We start from the raw sequence: 13,603 nt of genomic DNA, 5'->3' as shown, positions 1-13,603 counted from the left end.
TTTGCGGCTATGGCTGGCTATTTTGTTGGGGCAGCATTGCAGGAGGAAATGGGCGGTGCGATACTGTTTGCGGTGATAGCCGGGTTTGCTTGCGTTATTTACAATATGGATAATCGGGAATAGAGTTGGCGTTGTTTAACGGATAGAAAGGTGAAAATATGGAAAATACGTTTAGTGTGAAGATGATATTTCACTTTATGGCTTTGGATAATATGAGATAGGCTGGAGGTTGAGCGTTATGAAAAAATTTAGGACGGTGGCGGCTGTTGTTATCATGTTTTTTGCGGCTATGGCTGGCTATTTTGTTGGGGCAGCATTGCAGGAGGAAATGGGCGGTGCGATACTGTTTGCGGTGATAACCGGGTTTGCTTGCGTTATTTACAATATGGATAATCGGGAATAGAGTTGGTGTTGTTTAACGGATAGAAAGGTGAAAATATGGAAAATACGTTTAGTGTGAAGATGATATTTCACTTTTATCACAGTGTGGTAAAGGCGGAGCTTAAAAGGAGAGGCTTTCCTAAAGAGGTGGCTAAGAAGATAGAGGAAGAACATGGGAAGATAGTTGCGAGGGCTAAGGATATTGGTAAGTCAAAGCTTTTGAGTTCGTACATTATGGCGAGCTATTACATTGCCATGAACAGGAGCACAGGGAAGTCTGCGCAGGAGAATTTTGAGATATTCCGTGACGGGCTTTGCACTTCAAAGCTTTTTCACAAGGTCATGGGTGATGTGGACAGTTATCTTGACCCTAAGAAGATGCCGGGGCGTTTGAAATGGTCGGAAGACAGTAACAAGAGGTTATATGAAAACGACTGGGTGGTGGACATACTGCCGGGCAATGGTGAATATGACCTTGGGTATGATTATCACGAATGTGGGGCGTGCAAGCTTTGTAAGGACGAGGGGTGTCCTGAACTGGCGGCTTACATATGCAGAATGGATTTTGTGCTGGCGGACATGATGAACATGAAACTCGTTAGGACGGGAACTATTGCTGAGGGTGCACCATACTGCGATTTTAGGTATAGCAGGAAGAAGTGACAGGCTCATAGGGGCTGCGAGTTATTTAAGAGAAGGTAAAAAAGAATGAAAGAGTTGGAGTATCCATTTGACAATGGGTTTATAATGAAAAAGAAAAGGTCGCTGAAAAGGCAGCTTTTGGGCGATGGGGCGGTGCGGCTGAAAAAGAGGGTGGCTGTGCTGGGTGGCTCGACTACGGACGATATCGTGTCGGTATTGGAGCTGTTTTTGCTTGACATGGGCTTTGAATGTGAGTTCTATCAATCGGAATACGGACAGTTCTGGCAGGACGCTGTGTTCTCAAACGAGGAGCTTGACCGCTTTAAACCTGATATCGTTTATATACACACGAGCCTTAGAAACCTCAGCTTTTCACCTACCCCTAGGTCGGGTGAAGAGGAGATAGAGCAGGGGTTAAACGCTGAGCTTGACAGGCTTTCTCAGGCTTGGGACGGAGTGAAAGAGCATTTCGGCTGTCCTGTGATACAGAACAATTTTGAACTTCCGTTTTTCCGCCTTATGGGAAACATGGACGCTTCCGACAGGCGTGGAAAGGTGAACTTCGTCACAAGGCTCAATTCGGCTTTGTATGACAGGATATCCCGGAGGCCTGAGGTTTATCTCAATGATATAAACTGGCTGTCAGCGGCATATGGGCTTGAAAAGTGGAGCGAGCCGAAATATTGGTATCTCTACAAATATGCGCTAAATATCGAGGCTATACCTGAGCTGGCTTTTCAGGTGGCGAATATTATAAAGGCTATATTTGGCAAGAACAAAAAGGCGCTGGCTCTTGACCTTGACAACACTCTTTGGGGCGGAATCGTTGGTGACGACGGTGTGGAAAATCTGGAGATAGGCAAGGAAACGGCTGAGGCAATGGCTTATTTTGAGTTTCAGCAGTATGTTAAGGCGCACAAGGACCTGGGCGTGCTTTTGACGGTATGCTCCAAAAACGAGGAAGAGAACGCTTTGGCTGGGCTTTCCCACCCTGAGGGTGTGCTAAGGCCTGATGATTTTGTGGCGATAAAAGCCAACTGGCTGCCAAAGAACAAAAATATCGTTGACACAGCGGAGGAGCTTAACATTCTTTCTGAGGCGTTTGTTTTTGTGGACGATAACCCTGCGGAGAGGGAAATAGTCAGGGGACAGCTTGGGGGAACGGCTGTGCCTGAGATAGGGGAGGTCACGGACTACATAAGAGTGCTTGACCGTTCGGGATATTTTGAAACTGTTACGCTGTCGGAGGACGATCTCAAACGCAATGATATGTACAGGGCGAACGCTCAGCGTGCAAAGGCGCAGAGCAGGTTTGCGGATTATCATGATTATCTTTTGAGTCTTGAAATGACGGCAGAGATAGGGGATTTTTCGCCTTTGTATCTGCAAAGGATAACTCAGCTCACCAACAAGAGCAATCAGTTCAATCTCACCACAAAGAGATACACTGCGGAGCAAATGGAGACGGTCTATAACTCTGATGAATACATAAGGCTGTATGGAAAGCTTTATGACAAATTCGGCGATAACGGCGTTGTGGCGGTGACTATCGGAAAGACAGACAGCGAGGACAAGGGCAGGCTTGATATCGAGCTTTGGCTGATGTCATGCCGTGTGCTGAAAAGGGATATGGAACTTGCTATGCTGGATAGTCTTGTGGAACAAGCAAAAAAACGTGGCATAAGAGAGATATACGGGCATTATTACCCTACGGCGAAAAATAAAATGGTGGCAGGGCTTTATGAAAGCTTCGGCTTTGAGAAGATATCTCAGGACGAAGAGGGCAACACGGCTTGGCGGCTTTTAGTTGAGGGGTATGAGGATAAAAATACTGTTATAAAGGTGGAGGAGGAGCATTATGCTTAGCAAGGACGAGATAATTGAAAGACTTGATGATGTTTTCAGAGATGTTTTTGATGATGATACTTTGGAGGTGGACGAGAACACCACGGCTGATGATATCGAGGATTGGGACTCTATCGAGCATATCACTCTTATCGGTGCGGTGGAGGACGAGTTCAAGATGAGGTTCAAAATGGGCGAAGTTTCGGGTATGAAAGATGTGGGCGAGATGATCGGCATTATTGAGCAGAGAGGCAAGTAACAGGCTGTTTGCGAAATATGCGTGAGAACGCTGTTCTTTTTTTGAATTTTGTGAATTCTAGCGGCGGTATGGCTGAAAGGCTGTACTGCCGTAAACTTTTAATGTAAATTCATAGGTTATACTTGAAATATCTGCGAAAATGGTTTATACTATTGGTAATAAAACTATTTTACGGAGGATATTATGGAAGATAATTTTACCCTCTGTCAGGGCGTATCTGTGGGCGGAGCGGAAAAACTGCGGTCTTGTTGTCACATTCAGGGGGATAATATAAGGGGTGTGCTGAGTTGTGACATCATGGCGAAGGTCGCCTGCGGTGTGATAGAGAAGCTCGCTGAGCCTATATTCTTCTTTCTGGAGCTTCCTGACAGCGAGAGAGATGGATACAAGACTTATTATCTTGATAACTGCACGAAAGAGGTCGCCCTTGCCATAATGAAGCGTTACGGCACTGTGCTTGTAAATGACGGAGTATCGAGATTTGGATTTGGCTCGCACAAGAATGACGAGGAGATATATTTCACAGACTATCAGGAATTTCAGATATACTCACGCAATCCAAAGAAGCTTGAGAAGCTTTTTGACAGACTTGGGATAGACGTTGTGGGTGAAGATGAAGTTGTAACACTGTGGGACTTGATAAACGAGGACAACGCCGGTTGTATCTCATGCGTTGAGGCGGACGGCGAAACGGTTTTTGACATACCTGAAAATCTAAAGTCTGAGGGTATGTACGAAGCTGAATGAAAATACAGGAGGAATGTACATGAACATCTGGCACGATATTTCACCAAAGGTGATAACAAAGGAAAAATTCACGGCGGTAATAGAGATACCAAAAGGCTCAAAGGTAAAATACGAGCTTGACAAGAACACGGGTCTTCTGAGAATGGACAGGATACTTTACACATCGACCCACTATCCTGCAAACTATGGTTTTATCCCCAGGACGTATGCAGAGGACGGCGACCCGTTGGACGTACTTGTGCTTTGCTCGGAAACGCTTGCACCTTTGTCTTTGGTTGACTGTTATCCTATAGGCGTTATCTCCATGCTTGACAATGGTGCGGCTGACGAGAAGATAATCTGCATTCCGCTCAATGATCCTACATACAACATATATAAGGACATTTCAGAGCTGCCTAAGCACATTTTTGATGAGATGTGTCATTTCTTCTCGGTATACAAGGCACTTGAACACAAGGACACTGTGGTCGATGATGTTAAGGATCGTGAACACGCTACTGAGATCGTGGCACAGTGTATCGACAGATACATTGAGAATTTTTGCAAGTAAATAACTGAGGCTTGGCGGACGCACCCCGGTGCGTCCGCTTTTTTACTGCATATTGTATTTCTACCCTTGCAGTTGCCTTTTTTGCCACTTTATTTTGCGGTTTTGTGCAATTTTACTATTATTTTTGGCTGTTTTAACGTTAAAAACCCTCTCTCATGCTCCATTCCTCTTCAAACTTTATTTTCTTTATCTAAGCAATGAAAATTTACAAAATCGGATAGTGTAATAATTAAATTAGAAAACAAATTTCCTTGTTACCGAATTTTAACCTTTTTGCGACACTATATTCTACCGTTCATCACCCTTCTTGCTTTTTCTGTCACAGCGTCAGAAATAATTGTGCTTTTTTTCGCAAAACCTATTGACGTATACTATATGTTGTGTTACAATAACTTTATAAGGTCAATACGATGTGAATGTGTGTGAGTTTCGCGGAAATATCTGCTATCTTTATACAGGCGCAAATGTTTAAAGTACCACAAGATATCGTATGACGTAAAATTAATTAAAAGTTTACAAATTACAAGACGGTGACAAATTAAAAGGTGAAAGTTACAAAATCCCCCTAAAATCTCTCTTAAATTGACCAAGTGTCCAAGAAAAATCCCTTGCAAAAATTCACTTTGGGAAATATTACTGTTGCAATTTTCTATAATATAGTGTATAATTATTGTACGGTGGTTAAAAGTGCAAAAAAGTGGTGATGAGTGCTTCAAAAGTGGCATTTCATTGCTTAACTCGGTCAAGGGAGGTGAACGGCTTGCTGGCGTGCTTGCTTAAAGGAACTTACAATCAGACTATGGACGCTAAGGGAAGAATGACTTTTCCTACTAAGCTCAGAGAGCTTATCGGCGAGCGGTTCATTGTAACTAAAGGTATAGACGGCTGTCTGTTCGTTTATTCCCTTGAGGATTTTGAGAAAAGAGCCGAAAAGATCAGAAGTCTGCCTATGGCTAAGGCGAGAGCTTTACAGCGAAGCTTTATGGCGTGGGCGTGCGAGGTCGAGCCTGACAAGCAGGGCAGGATACTTGTTCCGCAGTCACTGAGAGAGGTGGCAGGGCTTGAAAAGGAGATCGTTGTGGCCGGAGTATCTGACAGATGTGAGATATGGGATAAAAAGCGTTGGGATGATTTCAACAGCAGCATTGATGATAACGAGCTTATGGAAGCTCTGGAAGGGCTTGATTTTTAATGGAATTTAACCACATTCCCGTACTGCTTGATGAGTGCTTGGAGGGTCTGAACATTCGACCTGACGGCATTTACTGCGACGGCACTGCCGGAGGAGCAGGACATTCGAGAGAGATCGCTAAAAGGCTTGACGGCGAAAAGGGCGGCAGGCTTGTGGCTATAGACAGAGATCCCGAGGCGGTGAAAACTGCGACTGAGCGGTTGGCAGGCTATCCTGCGACTGTTGTGAGAGGGAATTACTCTGAGATAGACGAGATATTTGAAAGGCTTGGCATAAGCGGTGCTGACGGCATTCTTATGGATCTGGGCGTTTCCTCTTATCAGCTTGACAATGCGGAGAGAGGTTTTTCCTATCACAATGACGCACCTCTTGACATGAGGATGTCAGGGGAGGGACTTTCCGCCAAGGACGTTGTTAACGGATATGATTATCAGAGCCTTGCGAGGATAATTTTCGAGTACGGCGAAGAAAAGTTTTCAAGAAGCATTGCTTCTAAGATAGTAAAATACAGAGAACAAAAACCGATAGAGACAACTATGGAGCTTGCCGAGATAATAAAAAGCGCAGTTCCGCAGAAGGCAAGGCGTGAGAAAAACCCTTGCAAAAAGACTTTTCAGGCTATCAGGATAGAGGTAAATAAGGAGCTTGAACATTTGAATATCGCTCTTGACAAGGCGTTCGATTGTCTTAACGTGGGCGGCAGGCTTTGCATAATCACTTTCCACTCGCTGGAGGACAGATTGGTAAAGCAGAGATTTCAGAGCTTCTGCAAGGGCTGTATATGTCCGCCTGATTTTCCTCAGTGCATATGCGGAAGAACGCCTAGGGGAAAGCTTGTGAACAGAAAGCCTATAGAAGCTGATGAAAAGGAGCTTGCGGAGAATAACAGAAGCCGCAGCGCTAAGCTCAGGGTGATCGAGAAGATCAAGGACTGAGTGAAATTTGTGTGAAATTGGGAATGTGTAAATAACGGGCTTGCCCGTGGATCGTGAGAGGTGTTTTACCGCAATGGCAAAGGTACATAACTTGGCATTTGATTACAGTGCCTATGACAACGCTCAGGAGGCGGAGGCTCAGAGAGCCATAAAATATAAGAAAAACCCTGCACTAAAGCAGAAAACCATATCGGTAGTAGCTGTGATAGGCATTTGTCTGCTGGTGGCCGTTGTTCTTGGAACGATGATATACGGCAGAGTCGAAATATCAAGCCTATGTTCGGAGCAGACCAGACAGGAGGAACAGCTTGCTCAGCTTCAGGGTGAGAATGTAAGCTTACAGTCAGAGCTTGCTCAGAAGACCAATATGTCAAAGGTCGAGGAGTATGCTGAGAATGAGCTGGGACTTAAAAAGCTGGATAAATCTCAGATAGAGTATGTTACTGTGGAGTCAGACTCGGTGGCAAAGGTGGTAAAGGCCGAGGACGACAATGTGTTCGTTAAGATAAAACACTGGTTCAGCTCTGTTCTGGAATATATCGGGGCTTAGTGAATAAAATAATTATGGGGAAAGTTAGGGACAAGATATTTGTGCTTAGCTTTCTTGTTCTATTAATTTGTATGTGTGAAAATACGATATTTGCCGTATCATGCTAAATTATTGAAGATTTTGTATGTGCGGTGATGTCCTGAGAGGAGATATTTATGACCGACAGACCAAGTGCCAGAATGAAACAACGTCTGAATATTTGGCTGAGCCTGCCTGTGGCGGCGATACTTATATATACGGTTGCGACCATCTTTTCGGTGTCCATAAAGGACGGCAAGAAGTGGCAGTCCCTTGCAAACGCTCAGCAGCTTAAAAGCACGGCTGTTTCAGCGTCAAGAGGCACTATCTATGATTCAAACGGAACGGTGCTTTCTCAGAGCGCAACGGTCTATACTGTTTATGCAGACCCTCTTATGCTCAAAGAAAAGCTTGATGACAACGACAAGAAGATAGAGGAGCTTAAAGGATATATAGCCAAAGAGGACGACGCGTCCAAGAAGGCTACATATCAGCAAAGACTTGACGCAACGAAATCAGGGGACGAATGTCTTGACGAGCTTGTGGAGTTTTTGGCACTCAATCTTGAGATAGACACTAACACTGTGAGAGAAAAACTCACTAAGACGGATACTCAGTACATCGTGCTGAAAAAAGAGGTGGAAAAGACCGTTTCCACGGCTATCGAGGATAAGCTAACGGAGCTTGGCATTGACGGCGTAAGGTGCGACCCTACCACAAGGCGACTTTATCCACAGAATACTCTTGCTTCTGTTGTGCTTGGTCACACGGACTATGAGGGCAACGGCATATATGGTCTTGAAGCTTACTATGACGATTATCTCAGCGGCATTGACGGCAGAATAATCACTGCAAAGGCAAGCGACGGAACTGAGATACCATACAGATACAAGCAGAGCTATGACGCTCAGGACGGCGACGATCTTAATCTGAATATCGACGCCAACATTCAGTATATCCTTGAAAAAGAGCTTGCAAAGGCTGTTGAGGAAAATCAGCCTACTGACAGAGCCTGCGGTATCATAATGAATCCTAAGACAGGTCAGATATACGCAATGGCGACTTCTGATCCTTATGACCCTAACGAGCCTGCGGCTATCTCCGATGAAAAGACGGCGGCGGAGCTTGCGGGGCTTGATGAAGATTCAAACGATTACAAGCAGAAACAGCTTGACGCATGGTCGCTTCAGTGGAAGAACAAGGCGGTTTCAGAAACATACAATCCGGGTTCTGTATTCAAAGTCATAACAGGTGCTTCGGCTTTGGAAGAAAAGGCTATCACTCTTAATGATACTTTTGGCTGCGGCACTCAGATACAGGTGGAGGACACGACTTTCCACTGCTGGTCAACTACCGACCACGGTTCGCAGGATCTTGCCCAGGCAATGCTAAACTCATGTAACCCTGTATTCATTCAGATAGGCATGAAGCTTGGCTCTGAAAAGTTCTGTCAGTATTACAATGCGTTCGGTTTCAACGAGCTGACAGGTATCGACCTGCCTGCGGAATCAAATTCTATCAGTATGCCACTTAGCAACATGGGCCCTGTTCAGCTTGCTTCATCTTCATTCGGTCAGACAAATAAGGTAACGCCGATACAGATGATAACAGCTTACTCGGCGGCTATAAACGGCGGTTATCTTGTTACACCGCAGGTAGTGAACAGTATAACTGATGAGAACGGCAACATTGTAAAGAAAATGGACACTGTTGTAAGACGTCAGGCCATTTCTGAGGACACCTCCGCTTCTATGAGAGAGATACTCGAGGGCGTTGTTGAAGGTCAGCCTGGCTCTAACTGCTATATAAAGGGATACAGGATAGGCGGTAAGTCGGGTACTTCACAGAAAATGGACGAGGACTCGACCGGTCAGACGTATGTTTCTTCATACTGTGCATTCGCTCCTGCTGACGATCCGGAGATAGTAATGCTCGTAATGGTAGACCACCCGACGGGCGAGAAATTCTACGGAAGCCAGGTGGCAGCACCTATATGCGTGAACGTGCTTTCAGACGTTCTGCCTTATGTGGGTATCTTCCCTGAGTATGACGAAAGCGAGCTTGCAGACTTGCAGGTATCAGTACCTAGCGTTCAGTATTATACTGTTGAGGAAGCCAAAAAGACACTTGAAGATCTTGGGCTTGAGGTCAAGGTCAAGGGCGAGGGCGACACTGTTGTTAAGCAGACGCCTGTTGCCGCAAAGATAGAGCATGGCGGATCGGTTGTGCTTTACACAGAAGCAAACGCCAAGGAAGAAACTGTTACGGTGCCTGAACTTAAAGGACTTACAAAGGAGCAGGCAAGGGCTACGCTTGATATGTATGGTCTTAACTTGACGGCAGAAGGCTCAGGCTATGAGGAGGAGGGTGCAGTTGCACAGTCCGATCAGAGCGTGGGAGCAGGACAGAGCGTTCCAATGGGAACAGCTGTGTCGGTAACATTTGCAGTGACCTCGGTAGGCTCACAGTAAGAAACCATGATAAGGAATGATAATTATGAAACTATATGATATCATAAAGGACGTTGCGAAAACTTCTCTGCCTGATATGGAGATAAGCGACGTTACGAGCGACACAAGAAAGGCTGTCAAGGCAGGCTCGATGTTCGTGTGCATAAAAGGAAAGACCTTTGACGGACATGACGCTGCTAAGGACATGATAGAAAAGGGCTGTACAGTTGTAGTCTGCGAAAGAGATCTGGGGCTTGACTGTCAGATAATCGTGGAGAACACAAGAGAGGCTTTCCCTCTGCTGTGTGCGGCATTTTTCGGTCACCCTGAAAAGGAGCTTACTCTTATCGGTGTAACAGGCACTAACGGAAAGACGACTATCACAACTGTTATAAAGAAGGTGCTTTCTTCATTCGGCTGTAAGGTTGGTCTTATCGGCACTTGTCAGAACGAGATAGGCGACGACGTTTATCCTACTGCAAGAACGACTCCTGAGCCTTATGACCTTTATGAGCTTTTCAGAAAAATGGCTGATGAGAAGTGCGACTATGTTGTTATGGAAGCTTCCTCGCAGGGCTTGGAACAGAAAAGACTTTCAGGCTGTCATTATAAGGTAGGCGTTTTCACTAACCTGACGCAGGATCATCTTGACGTTCACGGCACTATGGAGAACTACTATCAGGCTAAGAAGATACTTTTCACTATATCTGACAACGCAATCATCAATATAGACGATGAATACGGCAGAAGGTATCTCAAAGAGATAAGCTGTCCTGCGAAAACTTATTCATGCTGTACAAAGGCTGATTTCAGAGCAGAGGATATCCTGCTTTCAGCAAGCGGTGTGAAGTATGTTTTCACTGACGGAAAGATAAAGCACAATGTTTCATTCAATATGCCCGGACTTTTCAACGTTTCAAACTCACTGGCTGTTATAGCCTGCTGTGAGACCCTTGGATTTGACGTTGACAAGACTATCAGAGCTTTGGGCACTATGCAGGGCGTAAGAGGAAGAGCGGAGATAGTTCCGACGGGCAGAGATTTCACTGTTATATGCGACTATGCTCACACTCCTGACGCACTTGTGAACGTGCTTTCGGCTATAAAGAACAGTGCAAGCGGAAAGGTAAAATGCCTTTTCGGCTGTGGCGGAAACAGAGACGCTTCAAAGAGAAGCCTTATGGCTGCGGCTGCGGCGGACAATGCTGATTTTCTTATCGTCACTTCCGACAACCCGAGGAATGAAGATCCGCAGGATATCATAAACGATGTTCTGGTAGGTCTGGAGGGCAAGACGACCCCTTACATAACTATCGTTGACAGGCGTGAGGCTATCCACTGGGCTATACATCATGCGGAAAAGGACGATATCATCGTGCTTGCCGGCAAGGGTCATGAGGATTATCAGATACTTGCAGGTGGTGTGAAGATACATTTTGACGAGAGAGAAGTCGTTGCGGACGCTCTTAAAGAGCTTGAAGCTGAGGGCAGATAAGAGAAAAATGTAGGGGCGAACAGTGTTCGCCCGTGATATGCAAAGCGGCTGTGGGCGGTTTTGCGATAAAGATATATTTATAAGAAAAGGGAAAGGAGATACTGCCGAGAAATTGGCGGATAAGAATTAAAATGGAAAAATTAAGCTTACAGGAGATAATATCGGCGGTTCACGGAAGCTACGGCTATCCTGCTGACGTTGAAATTTCCGATATCTCCACCGATACGAGAACAATAAAGCCAGGCTCGCTTTTTATTGCACTAAAGGGTGAGAATTTTGACGGACACAACTTTGCCGCAAAGGCTATGGAGCTTGGTGCGGAGGCTGTTGTCACGGAAAGACCTGTGGAGGGTGCAAGATGTATGATCGTTGACTCCACTGCAAGGGCATTGCTCGACATTGCGGGATACTACAGGTCTAAATTCGATGTTAAGGTAGTTGGCGTAACAGGAAGCGTGGGAAAGACCACCACTAAGGATATGATAGCCCTTGTTGTGGCGCAGAAATACAAGACGCTGAAAACTCAGGGCAACCACAACAATGAGATAGGTATGCCGCAGACGCTTTTCGGTCTTGACAGCAGCTATGAGGCGGCTGTTATCGAAATGGGTATGTCACATCAGGGCGAGATATCGAGAATGTCAATGTCATGTCAGCCTGACGTGGCTGTTATAACCAACATCGGCATTTCACATATTGAAAATCTCGGCACGCAGGAAAACATTCTCAAGGCGAAGCTTGAGATACTTGACGGTGCGGCTTATGACGCTCCGCTGATACTTTGCCGTGATGATAAATTGCTTGCAGGGGTGCAGTTACATTCTGACAGAAAGGTTTATTACTATTCTGTATCAAAGAAGGACTGCGATGTTTATGCAAGCGGTGTTAAGACTGTTGACAACAGCATAACATTTACTATAAACTATGAGGGCGGAAAGATAGCCGCCCAGATAAACTGCTTGGGCGAGCATAATGTAAAGAACGCTCTTGCGGCGTTCTGCGTGGGTCTTGCGCTGGATATACCGCCTGAGGATATCGTAAAGGGTATTGCTCAGTTCAAACCGGAGGGTTTAAGACAGAATGTTACCGTCATTGACGGAGTTACATATATAGTTGACTGCTACAATGCTGCGCCTGACTCAATGAAAGCGAGCCTTTCGGTGCTTTCACAGGCACAGGCGGAGGGCAAGCGCATTTGCGTGCTTGGAGATATGCTGGAGCTTGGCAAGAACTCAAAGACCTATCACAGAAATGTGGGAGAGTATGTTGCGGCTTCAAAGGCTGACCTGCTTTACTGCTTTGGCGAGGACTCAAAATGCTATATAGAGGGTGCTGAGAAAAAGGGCTTTGCAAAGGAAAATTGCAGGCACTTTGAAAGCAGAGATGACCTTGCGGCGGCTTTGAAAGAGGTAGTTGCAAAGGGCGACGCTGTGCTTTTCAAGGGAAGCAGAGGAATGAAGCTTGAAGAAGTGTTCAATGCGCTGACAAAATGAGTTGGAGCGTGCAGGCGGTGATACTGGGGTGTGAAATGGTGCTGGGATATGTTCTCGGCAGAGTGTTCATACCATATTTCCGCAGGATAAAAACAGGCAAATTCGATTTTTATATAGGCGACAGGTTCGCAAAGGACGGCTCTGAGCCAAAATTCGGCGGAGTTGTCATAATGCTCTGCGTTATATTTGGCATTGTTACGGGAGTTATATTTTATGACTCGCAGGCGGTGCTGAGTTTTGAGAACGGAGAGTTTTCAAGGCGTGTGTTTATCGCTTTGGGCGGAGTTTTGATGCTCACGGCTATCGGGCTTTCGGAGGATTATGTTAAGGAGAAAAAGCTTGGCATAGGCATGAAGCCTTTTTACAAGATATGTATGGAGTATCTTATATGTCTTGGTGTATGCGTGGGGCTTAGATACTGCGGAGGAGTGCAGACGGCTGTGCTTATGCCTTTTCACTTGGGCTATGTGCAGTTCGGCAGGCTTTTTTATCCGCTTTTTCCGTTGTTTATGACAGTGGGGATAAACATGGTAAAGATACACGATTGCGCAGGCGGTAAGACCGACACGGGTACTGACGGGCTGTGTGCTGTAACGGCTTTGATATTTTCGGCAGGGCTGTCAAGCGGTCTTGCGGCAGGGGCAGGCTCTGACGCCGCTCAGCTTTTTGCTGTTTGCACAATGGGTGCGGCAGGAGGCTTTCTCTTTTGGGGGTGCAGTCCTGCGAAGCTTTATTTGGGCGAGTCAGGTGCGTTGGCGATTGGTGGTCTTATGACTATGGCGGTGCTGCTTTCGGGAGAATATTTCGTTTTCCTGCTGGCTGGTGCGGCGGTGGTCGTTGACGGAGCTTGCGGGCTTTTGCAGTATATTGTTTTTAAGATAAGAAAAAAGCTGCTTATGAAAGGTTACACGCTTCATGAGCATTTGCAGAAAAAGGGTCATGGGGATCACGCCGTGATCGGGATATTCGCTGTGATATCTGTGGCAGGGGCTGCGGCGGCGATAGCGTTTTTGATATATTCGGGAAAGTTTTTCATATAGAGATTT

13 protein-coding genes are annotated in these 13,603 nt (G+C 45.8%); all 13 read left to right on the top strand.

The window, feature by feature from the left end; all coding sequences use genetic code 11:
• The first annotated feature begins 238 nt into the window (after positions 1 to 238).
• The 13 genes from AB5123_RS04145 to AB5123_RS04085 all read left to right on the top strand — a co-directional run bounded on the left by AB5123_RS04145 (position 239) and on the right by AB5123_RS04085 (position 13,597).
• The gene (locus tag AB5123_RS04145) at positions 239 to 403 is read left to right on the top strand and encodes a hypothetical protein (protein ID WP_181979739.1); all 165 of its coding nucleotides are present in this window, start codon (positions 239 to 241) and stop codon (positions 401 to 403) included.
• A gap of 35 nt (positions 404 to 438) precedes the next feature.
• The gene (locus AB5123_RS04140) at positions 439 to 1,044 is read left to right on the top strand and encodes an L-2-amino-thiazoline-4-carboxylic acid hydrolase (RefSeq protein WP_337811958.1); all 606 of its coding nucleotides are present in this window, start codon (positions 439 to 441) and stop codon (positions 1,042 to 1,044) included.
• Between the two features lie 45 nt (positions 1,045 to 1,089).
• Positions 1,090 to 2,889, top strand: coding sequence for an HAD-IIIC family phosphatase (locus AB5123_RS04135; protein ID WP_368364544.1), 1,800 nt, complete (start codon positions 1,090 to 1,092; stop codon positions 2,887 to 2,889).
• Complete coding sequence (locus AB5123_RS04130) at positions 2,882 to 3,127, top strand: acyl carrier protein (protein ID WP_022288344.1); 246 nt, start codon at positions 2,882 to 2,884, stop codon at positions 3,125 to 3,127. The genes AB5123_RS04135 and AB5123_RS04130 overlap by 8 nt, the downstream gene beginning before the upstream one ends.
• Positions 3,128 to 3,310: 183 nt before the next feature.
• Positions 3,311 to 3,874 (top strand): hypothetical protein, encoded by a 564-nt coding sequence (locus AB5123_RS04125; protein WP_022288345.1) that lies wholly within the window; start codon positions 3,311 to 3,313, stop codon positions 3,872 to 3,874.
• 19 nt (positions 3,875 to 3,893) lie between these two features.
• A complete protein-coding gene (locus AB5123_RS04120) occupies positions 3,894 to 4,424 on the top strand; it encodes an inorganic diphosphatase (protein WP_117924157.1) in 531 nt (176 codons plus the stop codon).
• Positions 4,425 to 5,196: 772 nt separating this feature from the next.
• Positions 5,197 to 5,616 carry a division/cell wall cluster transcriptional repressor MraZ gene (gene mraZ / locus AB5123_RS04115; protein WP_256320806.1) on the top strand — a complete coding sequence of 140 codons (420 nt, stop codon included), beginning with the start codon at positions 5,197 to 5,199 and terminating at the stop codon, positions 5,614 to 5,616.
• A complete protein-coding gene (rsmH, locus tag AB5123_RS04110) occupies positions 5,616 to 6,551 on the top strand; it encodes a 16S rRNA (cytosine(1402)-N(4))-methyltransferase RsmH (protein WP_022288348.1) in 936 nt (311 codons plus the stop codon). Before mraZ ends, rsmH begins: the two co-directional genes overlap by 1 nt.
• 73 nt (positions 6,552 to 6,624) lie before the next feature.
• Positions 6,625 to 7,101, top strand: coding sequence for a cell division protein FtsL (locus AB5123_RS04105; protein ID WP_022288349.1), 477 nt, complete (start codon positions 6,625 to 6,627; stop codon positions 7,099 to 7,101).
• Positions 7,102 to 7,256: 155 nt separating this feature from the next.
• Positions 7,257 to 9,590 (top strand): penicillin-binding transpeptidase domain-containing protein, encoded by a 2,334-nt coding sequence (locus tag AB5123_RS04100; RefSeq protein WP_368364543.1) that lies wholly within the window; start codon positions 7,257 to 7,259, stop codon positions 9,588 to 9,590.
• A gap of 25 nt (positions 9,591 to 9,615) precedes the next feature.
• Positions 9,616 to 11,064, top strand: a complete 1,449-nt coding sequence (locus AB5123_RS04095) for a UDP-N-acetylmuramoyl-L-alanyl-D-glutamate--2,6-diaminopimelate ligase (RefSeq protein ID WP_117859042.1) — start codon at positions 9,616 to 9,618, stop codon at positions 11,062 to 11,064.
• 131 nt (positions 11,065 to 11,195) lie between these two features.
• A complete protein-coding gene (murF, locus tag AB5123_RS04090) occupies positions 11,196 to 12,557 on the top strand; it encodes a UDP-N-acetylmuramoyl-tripeptide--D-alanyl-D-alanine ligase (protein WP_022288352.1) in 1,362 nt (453 codons plus the stop codon).
• Positions 12,554 to 13,597 (top strand): hypothetical protein, encoded by a 1,044-nt coding sequence (locus tag AB5123_RS04085; protein WP_195220533.1) that lies wholly within the window; start codon positions 12,554 to 12,556, stop codon positions 13,595 to 13,597. Before murF ends, AB5123_RS04085 begins: the two co-directional genes overlap by 4 nt.
• Positions 13,598 to 13,603: the final 6 nt, after the last annotated feature.

The sequence above is a fragment of the Ruminococcus sp. RTP21204st1_B2_RTP21204_210225 genome (genome assembly GCF_040914135.1).
In the GTDB taxonomy this organism is placed as follows: domain Bacteria; phylum Bacillota; class Clostridia; order Oscillospirales; family Ruminococcaceae; genus Hominimerdicola; species Hominimerdicola aceti.
This window is presented reverse-complemented; position numbering and strand designations above follow the sequence as displayed.

Bases quoted from the DNA above. Each gene is read 5' to 3' on its own strand.
- murF (WP_022288352.1), top strand. From the start codon at position 11,196: ATGGAAAAATTAAGCTTACAGGAGATAATATCGGCGGTTCACGGAAGC.
- AB5123_RS04120 (WP_117924157.1), top strand. From the start codon at position 3,894: ATGAACATCTGGCACGATATTTCACCAAAGGTGATAACAAAGGAAAAA.
- rsmH (WP_022288348.1), top strand. From the start codon at position 5,616: ATGGAATTTAACCACATTCCCGTACTGCTTGATGAGTGCTTGGAGGGT.
- AB5123_RS04140 (WP_337811958.1), top strand. From the start codon at position 439: ATGGAAAATACGTTTAGTGTGAAGATGATATTTCACTTTTATCACAGT.
- AB5123_RS04105 (WP_022288349.1), top strand. From the start codon at position 6,625: ATGGCAAAGGTACATAACTTGGCATTTGATTACAGTGCCTATGACAAC.
- AB5123_RS04130 (WP_022288344.1), top strand. From the start codon at position 2,882: ATGCTTAGCAAGGACGAGATAATTGAAAGACTTGATGATGTTTTCAGA.
- AB5123_RS04135 (WP_368364544.1), top strand. From the start codon at position 1,090: ATGAAAGAGTTGGAGTATCCATTTGACAATGGGTTTATAATGAAAAAG.
- AB5123_RS04095 (WP_117859042.1), top strand. From the start codon at position 9,616: ATGAAACTATATGATATCATAAAGGACGTTGCGAAAACTTCTCTGCCT.
- AB5123_RS04125 (WP_022288345.1), top strand. From the start codon at position 3,311: ATGGAAGATAATTTTACCCTCTGTCAGGGCGTATCTGTGGGCGGAGCG.
- AB5123_RS04100 (WP_368364543.1), top strand. From the start codon at position 7,257: ATGACCGACAGACCAAGTGCCAGAATGAAACAACGTCTGAATATTTGG.
- AB5123_RS04085 (WP_195220533.1), top strand. From the start codon at position 12,554: ATGAGTTGGAGCGTGCAGGCGGTGATACTGGGGTGTGAAATGGTGCTG.
- AB5123_RS04145 (WP_181979739.1), top strand. From the start codon at position 239: ATGAAAAAATTTAGGACGGTGGCGGCTGTTGTTATCATGTTTTTTGCG.